The following is a 17,754-nucleotide window of genomic DNA, read 5'->3' as shown; positions in this document are numbered from 1 at the left end:
TGCTGGCGCGCGTGGAACCGCTGCTGGAGATCCCGCTGACCGGCGGCCGGATCACGCCGGGTGTCGTCCGCGTCGGGGACACGGTGCGGCGGCCGGTCGGGGGCCATGCGCCGTTCGTGCACCGGCTGTTGAGGCACCTGGAGAACGCCGGCTGCGACGCCGCTCCGCGGCTGCTGGGCACGGACTCCCGAGGGCGGGAGATCCTCAGCTTCCAGCAGGGGCGCACTTGTGCGAAGTTCCGCTCCCGGGAGTGGTCCCACGCCCAGATGACGGCCGCGGCGCGATTGCTGCGCCGCCTGCATGACGCGACGGCAGGCTCGCCGCTCGCGGGCGGCGAGGAGACGGTGTGTCACAACGACTTCTCTCCCCTCAACGTCACCTTCGTCGATGAACTCCCCGCCGCAGCCTTCGACTTCGACCAGGCGGCCCCCGGCTCTCGCGCCCGCGACCTCGCCTACGCAGCCTGGCTGTGGCTCCTCGGCCCCGAGATGACCCACCCCCTCGACCACCAACTGGCCCTCCTGCGCACCTTCCTCGAGGCGTACGGCCTGCCCGCCCACGACCGCCACGCCTTCGGCACCCGCATCGCCGCCCGCGTCGAGGCCGAACGCGACTTCCACACCCAGGCCGGCCGCCCCATCACCCCCAACTCCTGGCTCGCCCACGAGATCACGTGGCTGCACGCCCACGCCGAGACCATCGACCGGGAGGTGGCCGCGGGGCGGTAGGGCGCGGACCGGGCCGCACGCGCGCCGATCCGCGAGGCAGCTTCCGCCAATGCCGGGAACCGATGCCGGGCCCCCCGGAGGGGCCGGCCGGCCCAGGGGAGGCGTGAGCCGGTAGGGCTCGCCGGGTGGGGAGCCGACAAGGCCGAGAGCGGCCGAGCCCCTACTCGCTCTCCTTGCTCTCCAGCGTTCCGAGCGGGTCGGGGTGTGTCTGGAGGGCGGCGGTCACCCGCGGCCAGTCGGCGTCCGCGGGGGTGAGGGCGTTGCGGAGGAAGGCCGTCGTGAGGTGCTGGATCAGGGAGACGCGGGCGGGGCTCTCGTCGGTGGTCTCGGCGGCCTCGTGGCCGGCTATGCCGCCGAGCGAGTGCTCGGCGCCGAAGAGCGTGAGGAGGCTCTTGGGGCCGGGGCTGTGGGTGTAGGCGTCGGTGAACCAGTCGGGTCCGCGGGTGAAGAGGTGGGACTGGTCCTTGTCGCCGGCCACGATGAGGGCGGGCGCGGCCATGGTCCCGAAGGAGGGCCTCATGAAGGGGAAGTGCTCGGCGGCGAACGGCGTCAGGTCGTCGCCGAGGCCCGTCGGGGCGAGCAGCACGCCCGCCGTGATCCGCCGGTCGGACAGGTCCTCGCCGGGCGTGCCGTCGGCGCCCAGGACGCGCGCGCCGAGCAGAGCGCTCGCGGTCTGGGCACCCCAGGAGTGGCCGGCCACGGCGACGCGGTCGCGGTCGACCCGCCCGGCGTCGTCGGGCGGGCCGGGCGCGACCGCGCGGGTGCCGGCCAGGGTCAGCGCCGAGAAGGCGCCGGGGTGGTCGAGCGCGGCCACCTGGGCGACCATCCCGCCGATGCCGATCCCAGCGAGGTGCGCGGGCCCGCCGCCGAGCGCCCCGGCGAGGGCCGCCGCTCGGCGGCCAGGTCGCGGAGGGTGTAGGCGGACGCCTCGGGGTCCGCCGTGGTGGAGGCCCCGCTGTCGCGCAGGTCGTAGCGCACCGCGCGGCGGCCTCCGGCGGCGAGGCGTTCGCACAGCGCGTCGGGCCAGGAGAGCATCGTCGGCCCGCCCACGAGCAGGACGAGCGGCGCGTTCTCGTCCCCGAACGACTCGATGCCCAGGGCGATTCCGCCGACGTGGACGGCGGTCATCGGATCACCGCCGGACGTCGTAGGTCAGGTGCGTCGCGGTCGAGGTGACGACCGCGTCCCGCCGCACCAGCGCGCGCGGCGCGCCGCCGTCGAACAGGGGCGTCCCGGCGCCCAGCACGACGGGCGCCAGGTGCAGCGTGCGCACGTCGACCAGCCCGGCGTCGAGCGCGGAGCGGATGGTGGCGCCGCCGCCCATGAGGACGACGTCGAGGTCCTTGCCGCCGGCCGCCGAGGCCGCCTCGGCCCGCTCGCGGGCGGCGGTGACGGCGTCGGCCAGGCCGGTGGTGACGAACGTCCAGTCGAGGCCGGCCGTTCGCACCGCCTCCGGCGCCGTGCTGGTCACGACGACGAACGCGGGCTTGCCGACCTCGCCGGCGCCGTAGCCGGAGGTGTCGTCCCAGCCCTTGGGACCGTCGACCACGTCGAAGAGGCGGCGGCCCAGGACCACGGCGCCCGAGCGGGCGGTGCCCTCGCGCAGGACGCGGCGGTCGTCGGGATCGCCGGAGAACGCCCACGTGTGCAGGGCCTCGCCGCCGGTGCCCAGGCCGTGGTCCGGATCCGGGTCGGGGCCGGTGACGAAGCCGTCCAGGGAGATCGAGATGTCAGCGATGATGCGAGTCACGTCAGTGCAGACCCGGCCCGCCGCCCGGACTCATCGCTTCCGCACGCCGCGTGTCGTCACCGGGTCCCCTCGCCCCGGCCGGGATCGCGGCGGCGCCTCACGCGGGTCCGTCCCGGGACCGACGGCTGTGTACAGTCACCGCGTGATCCGCGACCAGCACTGCCCGCCCCTTCGAGGGAGGACCGCGTGAACGCCCCCGCGAACGCGAGCGGTCCGGCCGCCGACCGGGCGGGGCGGGCGTCGGCGGACGCGGTCATCGCGCGCCTCTACACGCAGTTGCGCGACGAGATCATCGACGGCAGGCTCGCGCCCGGCGAGACGCTCAGCCAGGTGCAGCTTGCCCGGCGCCTGGGCGCGAGCCGCACCCCGCTGCGCGAGGCCCTGCGGCTGCTGGAGCGGGAAGGGCTGATCGACTCGGAGTTCAACCGGCGCGTGCGGGTGGCCGGGCTGTCCGCGGCGGAGCTGGAGGAGATCTACGCCAGCCGCCTGGTGCTGGAGTCGCTCGCGGTGCGGCTGAGCGTCGAGCGGTTCACGGCGGAGGACATCGACTTTCTCCGGGCCCGGCTGGAGGCGATGCGGCAGGGCGCCGCCGCGCAGGACTACGAGCGGTGGAAGATCCCGCACCGGGCCTTCCACGCCAGGCTGCGCCGGGGCGCCGGGGCGCGGCTGACGCGTCAGCTGGAGACGCTGTCGGACCACGCCGAGCGCTACCGCCACCTGTACACCGTCGAGGCGCCCCGCGCCTGGGACGCCGGCCTCGTCGAGCACGGGGCGATCGTCGAGGCCTGCCGCGGGGGCGACGCGGAGGCAGCCGCCGACGCCGTCGGGCGGCACCTCGCCCACGTGGCCCTGAGCACGGTGGCGCTGGTGCAGCCGGACTACGATCCGGCGGCGATCCGGCAGGCCCTGAAGATGGTGCTGCGGCGCCAGGAGCGCTGAGCCCCGGGCGGTCCCTGGCCGCCGCCCCCGTTCGGTCCCGGCCGCCGCCCCGCGCGCCCGCGCCCGGTCAGCGGCGAGAACGGCCGGCGGTGCCCCACACCCCCTTATCTGTATGCAGTTACGGGACCCGGCGGCAGCCGACCCGCGCCGGCGGTGCGGCCACGAAGCCGCACGTCAGCGCACCTGACGGCAGTCAGTTTCCTCCCGGGCGCCTCGCGCACACCTTGACCGCCGACACCGTTCTGCATACAGTTTCGCCATGCCCACCACACTGAAGCACCCCAGCGGGAAGGCGGCCGAGCACGCGGGCCGGCAGGAGGTCGAGTCGACGGTCCGCGCCGTCATCGAGGACGTGCGCCGCGAGGGGGACCGTGCGGTGCGGCGCTGCTCCGAGCGTTTCGACCGGTGGTCCCCGGAGAACTTCCGCCTCTCGCGCGAGCGGATCGAGGAGATCGTGGCGGGCGTGCCGGCGCAGGTCCTGGACGACATCCGGTTCGTGCAGCGGCAGGTGCGCACCTTCGCCGAGCACCAGCTCGCCTCGCTGGGCGAGTTCGAGGTGGAGACCCTGCCCGGCGTCCGGCTCGGCCAGCGCAACATTCCGGTCGCGGCGGCGGGCGCGTACATCCCCGGCGGGCGCTTCCCGCTGCTGGCCTCCGCGCACATGACCATCGTGACCGCGAAGACAGCCGGGGTCGCGCGGGTGGCCGCCGCCACGCCGCCCATCCGCGGCGAGATCCCCAGCGCCACGATCGCGGCCATGCACCTGGCCGGGGCCGACGAGATCTACGTGCTCGGCGGCGTGCAGGCGGTCGCGGCCCTGGCGGTCGGCACCGAGACGATCCGGCCGGTCAACCTGCTGGCCGGGCCGGGCAACGCCTATGTGGCCGAGGCCAAACGGCAGTTGTTCGGCGAGGTCGGCATCGACCTGTTCGCGGGGCCCACGGAGATCCTGATCGTCGCGGACGACAGCGCCGACCCGTTCACCGTCGCCGTCGACCTGCTCAGCCAGGCCGAGCACGGGCCGGACTCCCCCGCCGTCCTCCTCACCACCTCCGAGCCGCTGGCGCGCGAGGTCATCGGCCACGTCGAGGCGCTGCTCCCGGGCATGCCCACGCGGGACTTCGCGGAGGCGGCCTGGCGGGACCACGGCGAGGTGCACGTCGTCGCCTCCCTGTCCGAGGCGTACGAGCTGGCGGACTCCTACGCCTCCGAGCACGTGCAGATCCTGACCCGCGAGCCGCGCGAGGCCCTGGCGCGCATGCGGGAGTTCGGCGCGCTGTTCCTCGGCTCGGGCACCTGCGTCTCCTACGGGGACAAGGTGATCGGCACCAACCACGTCCTCCCGACCCGGGGCGCCGCCCGCTACACCGGCGGGCTGTGGGTCGGCAAGTACCTCAAGACCGTCACCTACCAGGAGGTCACCGACCCGGCCACGAGCGCGCGCCTGGGTGAGGTCTGCGGGCGCGCGGCGCGCGTCGAGCACTTCGAGGGGCACGCGCGTTCCGGGGACCTGCGCGCCGCCGCGTTCGACCGCGGCGCGCTGGGCTGGGCCCGCGAGGCCGGGGCCGCCTCGTGAGCCGGGTCGCCGGCCGCACCGCGCTGGTCACCGGCGCGGGCAACGGTCTCGGGCGCGCCATCGCGCTGTCCCTCGACTCCGCCGGTGCCGACCTGGTGCTCGTGGGGCGTGACGCGGGACGGCTTGAGGGGACCGCCCGGCTGATCACGAACGGACGGGCGCGCGTGGCGACTTGCGACGTGTCCGCGCCGGAGGCGGTGGCCCGGCTGGCGGCCGACCTGGCGGGCGTGCCGGTGTCCATCCTGATCAACAACGCCGGCGTGGGCGGGCCGGTGCGACCGCTGGTGGAGGTCGAACCGGCCGAGTGGGACGAGGTGTTCGCCGCCAACGTCCGCAGCGTCTTCCTGATGAGCCGCGCCTTCCTGCCCCGGATGATCGCGGCCGGCTCCGGCGACATCCTCAACGTCGCCTCGGTCAGCGGCAAACGCCCCCTCGCGCGCCGCACTCCCTACACGGCCAGCAAGATGGCCGTCCTCGGGCTCACCCGCACGCTGGCGTTCGAGGTGGCCCCGCTCGGCGTCACGGTCAACTGCGTGTCCCCCGGGCCGGTTGCCGGCCCCCGGATGCGCGGCAACTTCGAACGCGAGGCGCGCGAGACGGGCACCACCGCGGCGGAGGCGGAGCGCGAGTTCACCGCCCGCGCGGCGCAACGCCGGATGCTGACCGAGCGCGAGGTCGCTGACGCGGTCCTCGCTACTCTGTCCCTGACGGGCCTGTGCGGCGCCGACATCGACCTGTCGGCGGGCATGATCGCGCCGTCCTGAGGGGCGCTGCGGGCGGATCGCGTCCGCGAGAGGTCGCTGGAATCCGGCCCCACGGGGCGGGGAGGATGCGCGTGGAGGCCCTGGAACAGTCCGGCTTCGAAGCACTGCTCATCCACCCGGTCCTCGACCCACCCACGGAGATGGCCCGCCTCGCGCGACTCCTCCCCTGAGCGTTCCCTGGGAGTGACCCTCATGCCGGCCGACTTCTCTTCTGCTCACCGAGCCGTGGAGTCGGGGGACCTCGACGCGCTCGGCATGCTGCTGGACGCCGGTGCCGACGTCCATGACGAGCACGACGGTCTGTCTCTGCTGCACCACGCGCTGGACCTCGCTTTCCACAGCGACGAGGAATACGGCGAGGCGGAGATCGAGCTCGTCGCCTTTCTGCTGGCCCGGGGCGCCGACCCCACCCGACGCTCCGGCGGCGGCACCGGGGTGTCAGCCGAGCACGTGGCGTTCGTCGCCGGTGCCGACCGCATTCTCGAGATGTTCGCGGCGTGGAAACGGGAGCGCGGCATCTGACTCCGTGCCGAATGGGCTCAGGCGTCGCGGCGGCGCAGGAGCGCCGTGGCGGCCAGCAGGCCCAGGGCGGTGTAGGCGGCGACCAGGAGGAGGGAGGGCCAGGGGCCCAGGGAGCCGACGGACTCGGGGGTGGCGTCGGAGGTCTGGGTGAGCTTCTCCAGCGCGGCGGTCGGGGATATGCCGGCGACCCAGCGTTCGGCGTCTCCGAAGAGGGGACCGAGCATGGAGGGCAGCAACAGCAGCCCCAGCACCGCCGTCACGGCCCCGGCCGGGTGGCGGACCAGCGTGCCGACCGCCAGGCCGAGCAGCCCGGCCACGGCGAACGCCCCCGCGACGCCGAGCAGGGCGGGCATCGGATCTCCCTGGGCGTAGGAGGGGCCGAGCATCGCGTCGCCCAGCAGGTAGGCGCCGGTGGCCGCCGGCAGGGCCAGCGCGAACAGCAGCCCGGACACGAGGGCGGCCTTGGCCGCCAGGACCGTGCCCCTGCGGGGGACGGCGGCGAAGGTGGTCCGGATGGTGCCGCTGGCGTACTCGCCGCAGATGACCAGGGCTCCGAGCACGGCGGCCAGCATCATCGCGGGGATGGCGATGGTGAGGCTGCCGCCGAGCACCGTGTCCTCCGGCTGGAGGCTTTCGGTGCCGGCGACGAACGCGGCGCCGGGCACGGGCAGGGCGGCCATGACGGCCGTCGTCGAGACGGTGGAACGGGTGCTGCGGAACTTGACCCACTCGAAGGCCAGCGCCCGCCGGAACCCGGCGGCCCCGCCCGCCGCTTCGGCCGCGCTCATGCCGGCACCTCCGCCCGGTGCTCGGAGACGGAGGCGGCCATCCGCGTGTACACCTCTTCCAGCGAGGAGTGCCGCGGCGTCAGCTCGTGCACCGCGAGGCCGTGCGACCGGGCCAGCTCGCCTATGGCCGCCGCGTCCAGGCCGTCCACCAGCCAGCCGCCGCCCGGCCGCGCGCTCGCCCGGCCCCCGGCCCGCTCCACCACCTCCCGCAGCCGCTCGGGCTCGGGGCCGCGCAGGACCGTCCGGCCGCCGGAGTGTGCCGCGATGAACTCCCGCGTCGGCGCGTCGGCCAGCAGCCGGCCGCGCCCGATCACGATGAGATGGTCCGCGGTCAGCTCCAGCTCGCTCATCAGGTGACTGGAGAGGAACACCGTCCGCCCCTCGGCCGCCAGCGAGCGCATCAGGTCGCGTATCCAGCGGATGCCCTCGGTGTCCAGGCCGTTCACCGGCTCGTCGAGGATCAGCACCTCGGGGTCGCCCAGCAGGGCCGCGGCGATCCCCAGCCGCTGGCCCATCCCCAGCGAGAAGCCCTTCGCCCGCCGCCGGGCGGTGTCCGGGCCCAGGCCCACCAGGCCCAGCACCTCGTCCACGCGGCGGCGCGGTATGCCGTTGCTCGCGGCCAGGGCGGCAAGGTGGAGCCGCGCGGACCGCCCCCCGTGAACGGCCCGCGCGTCCAGCAGCGCGCCCACCGTCCGCAGCGGCGCGGCCAGCTCGCGGTACGGGCGCCCGCACACCCGGGCCGCGCCCGCGCTGGGCCGGTCCATCCCCAGCACCATCCGCAGGGTGGTGGACTTGCCCGCGCCGTTGGGCCCGAGGAAGCCGGTGACGAGGCCGGGCCGGACCGCGAAGGTCAGGCCGTCGACGGCCGTCCTGGCGCGGCCCCGCGTGCCGCGACGCGGGCCGTAACGTTTGGTCAGCTCATGTACTTCGATCATGCCGACGACGCTACGGATCCCTCCCCCGCCCCACATCTGCCGGCCGGAGTCGGCGTCTACTCCCCTCGGAGTACCTGGCCCTTGCCGGCCGAGCCCGGGGACACCAGGCCCGTCTCGTAGGCGAGGACGACCAGTTGGGCCCGGTCGCGGGCGCCCAGCTTGATCATGCAGCGGCTGACGTGCGTCTTGGCGGTGAGCGGGGACATCAGCAGCTGGGCGCCGATCTCCTCGTTCGTCAGACCCTCGGCGACCAGTGCCATCACCTCCCGTTCCCGCCCGGTCAGCGGCGCCAGCAGCGCCGCTCCCTCCGCCAGGGGCGTCCGCATGCGCGCGAACTCCTCGATCACCCGCCGCGTGACGGAGGAGTCCAGCAGGCTCTGCCCGGCCGCGACGGTGCGGATCGCCGCCCGCAGCTCCTCCGGCTCCACGTCCTTCAGCAGGAATCCGGCCGCGCCCAGGCGCAGCGACTCGAAGACGTACTCGTCGGCCTCGAAGGTGGTCAGCACCAGCACCCGCACCCGGTCCAGCGAGGGGTCGGCGGCGATCCGGCGCGTGGCCTCCAGCCCGTCCATCCGCGGCATCCGGATGTCCATCAGGACCACGTCCGGCCGCGTGAGGCGCACCACCTCGACGGCCTCGACGCCGTCGGCCGCCTCGGCCACGACGGCCAAGTCGTCGCTGAGGTCGAGCAGGGCGCGGAAGCCCGCGCGGACGACCGTCTGGTCGTCCGCGAGCACGACGCGGATGGTCATGGGGGTCCTTCCGGGGCGGTCGGGAGGGTGGCGCGGACCTTGAAGCCTCCGGTGGGCAGCGGGCCGTACTCCAGGGTGCCGCCGACCGAGTGGGCCCTCTCCCGCATGCCGAGCAGGCCGAAGCCCTCCCCGGCCGCGACGGCCGGGGCGTGCGGGGGGCCGTCGTTGGTTATTTCGATGAGGAGGTGGCCCCCCGCCGGGTGGACGAGGACCGTCGCCCGCCGGGCGCCGGCGTGCTTGACGGCGTTGGTCAGGGACTCCTGGACGATGCGGTACGCGGCGAGCTCCACCACGGGGGGAAGCCCGCCGGCTTTCCCGGCGTGGAGCGTGACGGACAGCGGAAGGCGTTCGATCAGCTCCGGGAGCCCGTCCAGCCGCGGGGCCGGGGTCAGCGGCTGCGCCGGGCCGTCCGTCTCGTCGCGGAGCATGGCCAGCGTGGTCCGCAGCTCGCGAACGGCCGACCGGCCCGACTCGCGCACCTGGCGCAGTGCCGAACGCGTCATCTCCGGCCGGGAGTCCAGCGCGTCCAGCGCGACCCCGGCCTGGACGGTCATGGCCGAGACGGTGTGCGCGATGACGTCGTGCAGCTCGCGCGCCATGCGCACCCGCTCCTCGCGCACCCGCCGCGCGGTCTCCCGGCGGTGCTCGGCTGCGGCGCGGCGGGCCATCTCGTGCCGGCCCCGGACGACCTCGCCCAGCAGCAGCGGCACCAGCGGGATCGCCATCTCCAGGACGGGCGAGGGGACCACCCCCTCCTCCTGCCCCGCCGCCACGGCCGCCGCGCCCGAGGCGAACGCTGCCAGCAGCGCCACCCGCCAGGTGCGGCGACGGCTTCCGGCCAGGGCCACGTAGTACAGGCAGACCATGGCCGGGAGGTTCAGCAGCTCCCCGAGGTGCCCCGAGACCGTCCACGTCAGGGCGCCGACGCCGGTCACCGCCGCCGCCGCCATCGGATGCCGCCGGTGCGCGAGCAGCCCGGCCACCGAGACGGCCATCACCGACCAGCTCAGCCAGTCGTCCTCCCGCGAGCCCGGGACGTTCGAGGCCAGGTCGGCGGCGGTCACGCCCCCGACCACCAGCGTGAGCAGCAGCTCCCTCCCGAAGCGGCCGAGGCCGTGCAAGCGCTCCATGCCGCCACGGTAGGGCGGGACGGCGAGCCCCGCGTACGACGACGGGAGTAGCCGCCGGCCCCGAAGGGGTGGAACGCCGGGCGTCCGGCTGTGGGCCGGGCTCAGAAGGCGAGGGTGAGGGCGGTGGCGGTGTAGACGGTGATCAGGAGGACGCCGTCGAAGCCCAGGCGCCACCAGCCGCGTTCCTGGCGGACGAGGAGCCCGCCGAGCAGGACGGTGGTCATGACGAGGGCGCCCGCGGTGAGGAAGAGCTCGTCGGGGTTGGCCGCGTGGTAGAGCGATCCGCCGCGGTAGGCGATGTCGCCGACGACGAGGTTGAGGGCGTCCAGGCAGTTGCCCCCGATGACGGCGGCCACGGCGAGGGTGAGCGCGCCGCGGCGGACGGCGGCGATGGCGGTGACGGTCTCCGGGAGGGCGTTGACGATACCCATCAGGACGGCTCCGACGAAGCCGGCCCTGAGGCCGGTGGCGGCCACGAACGTCTCCGCCGTCCGGGTGACGACCCATCCGCTGAGGACGACCAGGGCGGCGATGGCGAGGAACTCGCCCCACAGACCGGCGGTGCCGCGGCGGCCGGGGGCGGCGGTCGCCTCGGGGACGTCGGGCACGGTGTCCCGGGTACGGACGGGAATCCACATGGGGCGGGGGCGGTCGCTGATCAGCCGCAGGCCGCCCCAGTAGAAGCCGGCCATGACCGCGGAGGCGGGGTGGATGCCCGCGACGGTGACGTCGGGGCTGAAGGAGGCCATGAGGGCGACGCCGAGCAGGCCCATGAGCAGGCAGCCGAAGAGGAGGTTGGGCAGGGAGGCCGCGGCGTGTTCGAGGTTGGTCCTGCGGTAGGTGAGGTCGGCGGCGGCGATGGCCAGGGTCTGGGCGGCGATGCCGCCCACGGCGTTGCTGTAGGCGAGGTCCGGGTGGTCGTCGGCGGCGGCCACGGCGGTCATGACGATGCCGGACAGGGAGGTGACCAGCCCGAAGAAGACGGCGCCGAAGAGGGCCTCGCCCCGGCCGGTGCGGTCGGCCAGGGTGTCCCCGAGGGTGGCCAGGCGCACGCTGCACAGGACGGTGAGCGTGCCGACGGTGAGGAAGAGGGCGACGCTCCAGCCCAGCGGCCACGGGCCGGTGAGGACGTCGGGCACCGTGCTCTCCTCGTGGTCGCGGGCCGCCCGGCGCGGCTGCGGGCCGAGTACCACCGGGACGGGGCCGGCACACCCGCGGGCGGGCGCGCCGGCCCCGCGGTCACCCGTTCGGCCGCCCCCGCCCCCGGGGCCCGGGGCCCGGCGGGCCGACGAGTTCGGCGAGGATGTCCTCCATCGCGACGAAGCCCAGGAGGGTCCCGCCGCCGCTGGTGACGGCGGCCAGGTGGGTGGAGGCGGCGCGCATCGCGGTCAGGGCGTCGTCCAGCCGGGTTTCGGGGGCGATGCGGACGACGGGGTGCAGGGCCTGCCGGGGAAAGGGCTTGTCGGGCGCCGCCGCGGCGAGCGCGTCCTTGACGTGGAGGAAGCCCAGGACCGTGTGGCCGGGGCCGGTGACGGGGAAACGCGAGTAGCCGGAGGCCGCCGCGGTGCGTTCGAGCCGCCGGGGGGTGATCCGGTGGCCGACGGTGGTCATGCGGGCGGCGGGGACGGTGATCTCGGCGACGGTGCGGGTGCCCAGGGCCAGGGCGTCGCGCAGCCGTTCGCTCTCCGCGGTCTCCAGCAGGCCGGCGTCGGTGGAGTCCTTGACGATGCGGGCCAGTTCCTCCTCGGTGAAGACGGAGGCGACCTCGTCCCTGGGCTCCACGCGCAGCAGGCGCAGCAGGGCGTTGGCGAAGGCGTTGATGCCGAAGATGACCGGGCGCAGGGCGCGGGTGAGGGCCACCAGGGGCGGGCCGAGGGCCAGGGCGGTGCGCTCGGGGGCGGCCAGGGCGATGTTCTTGGGGACCATCTCGCCGATGAGCATGTGCAGGTAGGTGGCCGCGGCCAGGGCGATGGTGAAGGCGACGGGGTGCACCAGGCCGTGGGGCACGTGGGCGGCCTCGAAGGCGGGTTCCAGCAGGTGGGCGATGGCCGGTTCGGCGACGGCGCCCAGGACCAGGGAGGAGACGGTGATGCCGAGCTGGGCGGTGGCCATCAGGGGCGAGAGGTGCCGCAGGGCCCACAGCACGGTGCGGGCCCGGCGCTCGCCCGCTTCGGCACGCGGCTCGATCTGGTCGCGGCGCACGGAGATCAGGGCGAACTCCGCCCCGACGAAGAAGGCGTTGGTCAGCAGGGTGAGGGCCCCGAGGATGAGCTGGAAGGCGGTCACCGCTCGTCCTCCCGGGTGGCCCCGGAGGGGCCGGACGGCCCGGGGCCGGTGAGCCGGACCCGGTGCGCGCGGTGGTGCGCGGTGGTCAGCACGGTCAGCGTCCAGCCCGCGAGCCCGACGCTGTCGCCGCCGGCCGGGATTTTCTCGAGCCGGCTGGCCAGCAGCCCGGCGAGGGTCTCGTAGGGGCCGTGGGGCACGGCCAGGCCGATGGCCGGCAGCTCGTCCACGCGCAGGCCGCCCTCGGCCTCCCAGACGCCGGGGCCGGCCGGGACCAGGGCGGGCTCCTCGGCGGGGTCGTGCTCGTCGCGGACCTCGCCGACGACCTCCTCGACGATGTCCTCCAGCGTGACCACCCCGGCGGTGCCGCCGTATTCGTCGACGACCACGGCCATCGACCCGCCGCCGCGCAGGCGTTCCAGGAGCTTGTCGACGGGGAGGCTGTCGGGCACGGCCAGCGGCTCGGTGGCCAGCGCGGTGACCGGGGTGGCGGGCCGCAGCTCCGGGGCCAGGCCCAGGATGTCGCGGATGTGGACGGTGCCGGTGATCTCGTCCAGGTTCTCCCGGTAGACGGGGAAGCGGGAATGGCCCGTGGCCAGGGTGAGGGCGGCGGCGTCGGCGGCGGTGGCGCCCTCGTGCAGCGCGTGGACGTCCACGCGCGGGGTCATGACGTTCTCCGTCGTCAGCTCGCTCAGGTGGAGCGTGCGGACGAACAGCTCGGCCGTGTCGGCCTCCAGCGCCCCCTGGGCGGCGGAGTGGCGGGCGAGCGCGATCAGCTCCTGGGGGGTGCGCGCGGAGGCCAGCTCCTCGGCGGGCTCCAGGCCGAGGCGGCGCACCAGGCGGTTGGCGGTGTCGTTCAGGTGGCGGATGAGCGGGGCGAAGGCGGCGGTGAAGCCGCGCTGCGGGCCGGCCGAGAACTTCGCCACCGTCAGGGGGTGGGCGATGGCCCAGTTCTTGGGCACCAGCTCGCCGATCACCATCAGGACGACGGTCGCCAGCGTCACGCCCAGGAGCGTAGCCGCCGGGGAGGCGGCCCGGCCCAGGCCGGCCGCGTCCAGCGGGCCGCGCAGCAGTGCGGCGAGCGAGGGCTCGGCGAGCATGCCGATCACCAGAGAGGTGACCGTGATCCCGAGCTGTGCGCCTGAGAGCTGGAACGTCAGCCTGCGGACGGCCGCCAGGGCGCCGGCCGCGCCCCGCTCGCCGTTCTCGACGGCCCGCTCCAGCGCGCCGCGCTCCACGGTGGTCAGGGAGAACTCGGCGGCGACGAAGACGCCGCAGGCCAGGGTGAGTGCCAGGGCGAGCAGGAGCAGCAGGACTTCGGTCACCGCGCCACCCCCGGTCCCCCGGTCGTCATGGCTGGGCGGGACGCGGCGCGGCCGGTACTGGGTGGTTCACCCATGGCGGGTGGCTGCTCCTTCACTGCTGGGGACGGTGGGGTTGCTCGGGGCGAGGGCGGCCCGCCCGGGTTCCGCCCGGGTTCCGCCCGGGGCAGGGTCGGGCAGAACGGCGGCGGCCGGTGCGCGACGCGGTCCTGGCGAGGGGTGACTTTCGGACGTTCTGCTCCCGGAGGTCTGGACGTGCTGGTCGGGGCATGCCCGGCCCCTATTCTTCTACATGCGTGTAGAAAGCGCGAGGAGGGGCCCGGCGGTCGCGGGCCCCCACCATCCCCGGACACAGACGTTAGGGAGTGAACGCCGCGATGGTGTTCAAAAGGCTGCTCGGCTCGCTCGGCGTGGGCGGGCCCACGGTGGACACGGTCCTGGACGGCGGCCCCGTGCTGCCCGGAGGCACCCTGTCCGGCCAGGTTCATCTCCAGGGCGGCGCCGCGGACTTCGACATCGAGCACGTCACCCTGGAGCTGGTGGCCCGGGTCGAGGCCGAGTACGAGGAGGGCGAGGCCGAAGGCGTGGTGCCCTTCGAACGGCTGACGGTCGGCGGCGGCTTCCGTCTGGCCGAGGGCGCCCGGCACAGTGTCTCCTTCTCCGCCCGGCTGCCCTGGGAGACCCCGGTCACCGAACTGCACGGACAGCCCCTGGGCGTGGTGCTGGGCGTTCGCACCGAACTGGCGGTCGCCGGGGCCAGGGACAAGGGCGACCTCGACCCGCTGCACGTGCGCGCGCTGCCGGTGCAGGAGGCCGTGCTGGAGGCGCTGGGGCAGCTCGGCTTCGGCTTCGCCTCGGCGGACCTGGAGCTGGGCCGCATCCACGGGACCGGCCAGCAGTTGCCCTTCTACCAGGAGATCGAGCTGACCCCGCCCGCGGCCTACGCCTACGCGGTCAACGAGGTCGAGGTGACCTTCCTCGCCTCCCCCGGCGGCGTGGAGATCGTGCTGGAGGCCGATAAGCGCGGCGGGCTGTTCTCCGGCGGCCACGACGCCGTGGGCCGGCACACCGTCAGCCACGACAGCGTCGGCCACATCAACTGGACGGCGGAGGTCGAGGCGTGGATGCGCGAGCTCATCGAGCACCACGCCGCCCACCACCCTCCGCGGCAGGTCTGGCAGCAGGGGCACGCCGACCCCTACGGCCACGGCGGCGGGTTCGCCCACAAGGACGGCCACGGCCATGACGGGGGCCACCACTCCTCCGGAGGGCCGGGCATGGGCACCGTGATCGCCGCGGGCGCGGCCGGGCTCGCGGTCGGGGCGGTCGGCGGTTACGTCGCCGGCGAGGTTCTGGAGGAGATCTTCGAGGACGAGGGGGGCGAGGAGGAGTCCTGACCCGCGGCGGGCAGCCGGGCGCGAGCCCGCGGGGCCCGGAACTCCCCCGACCCGCCGGTAGTTCTACACTCCTGTAGAAATAAGCGCTCCGGGCCGCCGCCGGCGGCCCGGACGACCGCACCGAGCAAGGGAGTTCCCGTGGCCCTGTGGGACCGCATCCGGGAGTCCGCGTCCTCCATGCAGGCGCAGCTCAACGCCAGGAAGAACGACCTCAAGAGCGGCGCCTTCCGCGACGCGAGCATGGCGATCTGCGCCCTGGTCGCCGCCGCCGACGGCACGGTGGACGCCAGTGAACGGCGCCGGGTGGCGCAGCTGATCGCCACCAACGAGGTGCTGCAGAACTTCGCCGCCGACGACCTCCAGCGCCGCTTCGACGACTATCTCGACAAGCTCGCCGCCGACTTCGACTTCGGCAAGGTCAGCGTCCTCCAGGACGTGGCCAGGACGAAGAAGAAGCCCACCGAGGCCCGCGCGGTGATCCAGATCGGGATCGTGATCGGCGGAGCGGACGGCACCTTCGACCAGGACGAGAAGGCCGTCGTGCGCGAGGCGTGCTTCGCCCTGGACCTGAACCCCGCCGAGTTCGACCTGTAGACGCCGCCGGCGGGGCGGCGGACTCCACGTCCCCGGCCCGCCCCGCGGGTCAGGCCGTCGTCGCCGCGCGCAGGATCACGAACAGCGCGGTGGCAGCGTTCAGCGAGGACAGGGCCGACGCCAGGGCGCCGCCGGCCGCCAGGAAGACGGCCAGGCGCGTTCCGGAGTGCGCAGGCGGCCAGGTGCGCGGGGGAGGCGCGGGGGCCAGCAGGGCCGCCACCCGGCGGGGCACGGGCCCCGGCGACGCCAGCGCGGCCAGCGGGGCGGGCGGGGTCCGCGCGGCCAGCGCGGCCTTGCCCACCGTGCGGGCCATCAGGCGGCGGTCCCCCACCACCCCGGCCGCCTCCTCGTCCGCCCAGCGCTCCGCGCCGTAGGCGACGGCCGTGCGCAGCGGGCGCAGGAACGGATTCGCGCGCGCAGCCAGCCGCGCGACCAGCAGGTGCCGGTGGTGGCGCGCGGCCAGATGAGCCCGCTCGTGCGCGAACAACGCCCGCCGCTCGGGCCCGTCGAGGATCGCGAGCATCGCCGTGGAGACCACGATCCGGCCCCGGCGCCCGCGGCGGCCCGGCAGCGTGTAGGCATAGGGCTGGGCGTCCGGGAGCACGGCCACCGGGGAGGCCGGGAGCCCGGCCAGCGCCTCCTCCACCCGGCGCCGCACCCGGCGCTGCTGCCACAGCGCCCCGGCGCAGGCCGCCGCCACCGCGACGAGCGCGGGGATGGCCGCGCGGCCCGCAACCCCGTCCCAGGGCACCGCCTGGCGCACCTCCGGATCGGACCAGCCGTCCGGCAGCGGATTCCCGGGCAGCTGCGCCGTGCCCACCACCATGACCAGGGTCAGGCACAGCGTGCTGCACACCGCCAGCAACGCCGCCGCGCCCGTCAGCAGCCGGGTCGCCGCCCGCGGGTGCAGGTGCTGTTCCGCCAGGCGCGCCACCGGCCAGGCCGTCAGCGGCAGCACCAGTGGCAGGAAGACGAAGACTCCCACCGGCTCACTCTTCCGCGGGGGGATCGGGCTGGCCCAGCAGCTCCCGCAGCGTCCGCTCGTCGTCCGGGGGGAGCGCGGAGACGAAGCTGGTCAGCACCGCCTCGCGGTCCGCCTCCCGGTCCAGCACCCGCCGCATCCGCAGCGCGGCCAGGCCCGGCACGTCGGCCGTCGCCCGCCACAGGAAGGCCCGGCCCGACCGTTCCCTGGTCACCGCCTCCTTGCTCAGCAGCCGGGTCAGGATCGTGATCACGGTGGTGAGGGCCGGCGTTCCGCCGAGCCGTTCCTGCACCCACGCCGCCGTCACCGGCCCGGGCGCCGCGCGCAGCGCCGTCAGCACCAGCGCCTCCAGCTCCCCCTGTCCCCGCCGGGAGCCGGCCGGTCCCCGGCCGGCTCCCGGGCGGCCGTCCTGGTCACTCACTGCCGTCTCCCTCCGCGCGCCGCCCGGCCCATCGTAGTGAGCCCCGGCCGGCGGGGCCGCACTCCTGGCCGGTGCCCGCCGGGGGGCCGGCTTGTTAGCGTGCGGGCATGACGGCTTGCGCTGAATGCGGCTTCGAGTACGACCTCGCCACGGCTCCCGAGGTCCCGGCGCTCGCCCGGGGCCTCGCGGGCGAGTACGCGGACCTGCTGCGGGCCTCCCCGGCCGCGCTGCGGCGCCGCCCGGCGCCCCGGGTGTGGTCACCCCTGGAGTACGCCTGCCACGTACGCGACGTACTGCTCGTCCAGCGCGAGCGGACCCTGGCCGCACGACGCCGCGAAACGCCCGTCGCCGAACCCATGGGCCGCGAGGAACGCGTCGACCACGACGGATACGCCGCCCAGCACCCCGCCGGCGTCGCCCGCCAACTCCACGACGCGGCCATGCTCTTCGCCCACGTCCTGGAACGGCTCCCACCCGCCGACTGGGAACGCACCCTCATCTACACCTACCCCGAGCCCGCGGAACGCTCCCTGCGCTGGCTCGCCGTCCACACCCACCACGAACTGCGCCACCACCTCCAGGACATGCGCCGCCAGCTCCCGCCCCCCGGCGCGGCCGGTGCCGCCTGATCCGGGCGGGAGGATGCGTGTGGAGGCCGACCGGGACCCGGGACAGCCGACGGGCCGGTGCGGTGCACCGGCCCGTCGGGGTTTCACGTGTCAGCGGTGGCGTGCGCGCCGCTGACGGGTGGTGAGAACGACCGTCGTGCCCACGGCGAGCAGCGCGGCCGTGAGGGCGAGGGCGGCTCCGAGGCCGGACATGCCGGTTCCGGCGAGGTCGCCGCCCGGTGGCCGAGGGGCCGGTGCCGGGG

At 75.2% G+C, this 17,754-nt stretch carries 19 protein-coding genes and 1 pseudogene; 8 read left to right on the top strand and 12 right to left on the bottom strand.

Features of this window, described 5'->3' with window-relative positions; all coding sequences use genetic code 11:
• Positions 1-11 precede the first annotated feature (11 nt).
• Positions 12-728 (top strand): phosphotransferase, encoded by a 717-nt coding sequence (locus tag RM780_RS13585; protein ID WP_311630944.1) that lies wholly within the window; start codon positions 12-14, stop codon positions 726-728.
• Between the two features lie 160 nt (positions 729-888).
• Here the strand turns inward: RM780_RS13585 and RM780_RS27840 are convergent.
• The 3 genes and pseudogenes from RM780_RS27840 to RM780_RS13575 form a co-directional block, all read right to left on the bottom strand.
• Positions 889-1,467, bottom strand: a pseudogene (locus RM780_RS27840) (alpha/beta hydrolase family protein); the annotation flags it as partial.
• A gap of 35 nt (positions 1,468-1,502) precedes the next feature.
• Positions 1,503-1,856, bottom strand: coding sequence for an alpha/beta fold hydrolase (locus RM780_RS27835; RefSeq protein ID WP_394812957.1), 354 nt, complete (start codon positions 1,854-1,856; stop codon positions 1,503-1,505).
• A gap of 4 nt (positions 1,857-1,860) precedes the next feature.
• Positions 1,861-2,478, bottom strand: a complete 618-nt coding sequence (locus tag RM780_RS13575) for a dihydrofolate reductase family protein (protein WP_311630943.1) — start codon at positions 2,476-2,478, stop codon at positions 1,861-1,863.
• A gap of 186 nt (positions 2,479-2,664) precedes the next feature.
• Between RM780_RS13575 and RM780_RS13570 the strand changes: the two genes are divergently transcribed.
• From RM780_RS13570 to RM780_RS13555, 4 genes are all read left to right on the top strand, one after another.
• Complete coding sequence (locus tag RM780_RS13570) at positions 2,665-3,417, top strand: GntR family transcriptional regulator (RefSeq protein ID WP_311630942.1); 753 nt, start codon at positions 2,665-2,667, stop codon at positions 3,415-3,417.
• A gap of 259 nt (positions 3,418-3,676) precedes the next feature.
• Positions 3,677-4,993: a histidinol dehydrogenase gene (gene hisD, locus RM780_RS13565; protein ID WP_311630941.1), complete on the top strand. Its 1,317-nt coding sequence runs from the start codon at positions 3,677-3,679 to the stop codon at positions 4,991-4,993.
• Positions 4,990-5,757 (top strand): SDR family NAD(P)-dependent oxidoreductase, encoded by a 768-nt coding sequence (locus tag RM780_RS13560; RefSeq protein ID WP_311630940.1) that lies wholly within the window; start codon positions 4,990-4,992, stop codon positions 5,755-5,757. The genes hisD and RM780_RS13560 overlap by 4 nt, the downstream gene beginning before the upstream one ends.
• Before the next feature lie 192 nt (positions 5,758-5,949).
• A complete protein-coding gene (locus RM780_RS13555; RefSeq protein ID WP_311630939.1) occupies positions 5,950-6,279 on the top strand; it encodes an ankyrin repeat domain-containing protein in 330 nt (109 codons plus the stop codon).
• Between the two features lie 17 nt (positions 6,280-6,296).
• Here RM780_RS13555 and RM780_RS13550 read toward each other — a convergent pair whose 3' ends face one another.
• The 7 genes from RM780_RS13550 to RM780_RS13520 all read right to left on the bottom strand — a co-directional run bounded on the left by RM780_RS13550 (position 6,297) and on the right by RM780_RS13520 (position 13,492).
• A complete protein-coding gene (locus tag RM780_RS13550) occupies positions 6,297-7,067 on the bottom strand; it encodes an ABC transporter permease subunit (RefSeq protein ID WP_311630938.1) in 771 nt (256 codons plus the stop codon).
• The gene (locus tag RM780_RS13545) at positions 7,064-8,002 is read right to left on the bottom strand and encodes an ATP-binding cassette domain-containing protein (RefSeq protein ID WP_311630937.1); all 939 of its coding nucleotides are present in this window, start codon (positions 8,000-8,002) and stop codon (positions 7,064-7,066) included. Before RM780_RS13545 ends, RM780_RS13550 begins: the two co-directional genes overlap by 4 nt.
• A gap of 56 nt (positions 8,003-8,058) precedes the next feature.
• Complete coding sequence (locus RM780_RS13540; protein ID WP_311630936.1) at positions 8,059-8,754, bottom strand: response regulator transcription factor; 696 nt, start codon at positions 8,752-8,754, stop codon at positions 8,059-8,061.
• Positions 8,751-9,884 (bottom strand): sensor histidine kinase, encoded by a 1,134-nt coding sequence (locus RM780_RS13535; RefSeq protein ID WP_311630935.1) that lies wholly within the window; start codon positions 9,882-9,884, stop codon positions 8,751-8,753. Before RM780_RS13535 ends, RM780_RS13540 begins: the two co-directional genes overlap by 4 nt.
• 101 nt (positions 9,885-9,985) lie before the next feature.
• Positions 9,986-11,023 (bottom strand): sodium:calcium antiporter, encoded by a 1,038-nt coding sequence (locus tag RM780_RS13530; protein ID WP_311630934.1) that lies wholly within the window; start codon positions 11,021-11,023, stop codon positions 9,986-9,988.
• A gap of 100 nt (positions 11,024-11,123) precedes the next feature.
• Positions 11,124-12,170 (bottom strand): hemolysin family protein, encoded by a 1,047-nt coding sequence (locus RM780_RS13525; protein ID WP_311630933.1) that lies wholly within the window; start codon positions 12,168-12,170, stop codon positions 11,124-11,126.
• A complete protein-coding gene (locus RM780_RS13520; protein WP_311630932.1) occupies positions 12,167-13,492 on the bottom strand; it encodes a hemolysin family protein in 1,326 nt (441 codons plus the stop codon). The genes RM780_RS13525 and RM780_RS13520 overlap by 4 nt, the downstream gene beginning before the upstream one ends.
• A gap of 374 nt (positions 13,493-13,866) precedes the next feature.
• On the opposite strand from RM780_RS13520, the gene RM780_RS13515 reads away from it, so the two are divergent.
• Together RM780_RS13515 and RM780_RS13510 are read left to right on the top strand one after the other, a co-directional pair.
• Positions 13,867-14,886: a sporulation protein gene (locus RM780_RS13515; RefSeq protein WP_311630931.1), complete on the top strand. Its 1,020-nt coding sequence runs from the start codon at positions 13,867-13,869 to the stop codon at positions 14,884-14,886.
• Between the two features lie 138 nt (positions 14,887-15,024).
• Complete coding sequence (locus RM780_RS13510) at positions 15,025-15,480, top strand: tellurite resistance TerB family protein (RefSeq protein WP_311630930.1); 456 nt, start codon at positions 15,025-15,027, stop codon at positions 15,478-15,480.
• Between the two features lie 49 nt (positions 15,481-15,529).
• Here RM780_RS13510 and RM780_RS13505 read toward each other — a convergent pair whose 3' ends face one another.
• Both RM780_RS13505 and RM780_RS13500 read right to left on the bottom strand, forming a co-directional pair.
• The gene (locus RM780_RS13505) at positions 15,530-16,465 is read right to left on the bottom strand and encodes a M56 family metallopeptidase (RefSeq protein ID WP_311630929.1); all 936 of its coding nucleotides are present in this window, start codon (positions 16,463-16,465) and stop codon (positions 15,530-15,532) included.
• Positions 16,466-16,469: 4 nt separating this feature from the next.
• Positions 16,470-16,883 (bottom strand): BlaI/MecI/CopY family transcriptional regulator, encoded by a 414-nt coding sequence (locus tag RM780_RS13500; protein WP_311630928.1) that lies wholly within the window; start codon positions 16,881-16,883, stop codon positions 16,470-16,472.
• A 107-nt stretch (positions 16,884-16,990) separates the two neighbouring features.
• Between RM780_RS13500 and RM780_RS13495 the strand changes: the two genes are divergently transcribed.
• Positions 16,991-17,512 (top strand): DinB family protein, encoded by a 522-nt coding sequence (locus RM780_RS13495; protein WP_311630927.1) that lies wholly within the window; start codon positions 16,991-16,993, stop codon positions 17,510-17,512.
• The last annotated feature ends 242 nt before the right edge of the window (positions 17,513-17,754 follow it).

It is taken from the genome of Streptomyces boetiae, from assembly GCF_031845405.1.
In the GTDB taxonomy this organism is placed as follows: Bacteria; Actinomycetota; Actinomycetes; order Streptomycetales; family Streptomycetaceae; genus Streptomyces; species Streptomyces boetiae.
This window is presented reverse-complemented; position numbering and strand designations above follow the sequence as displayed.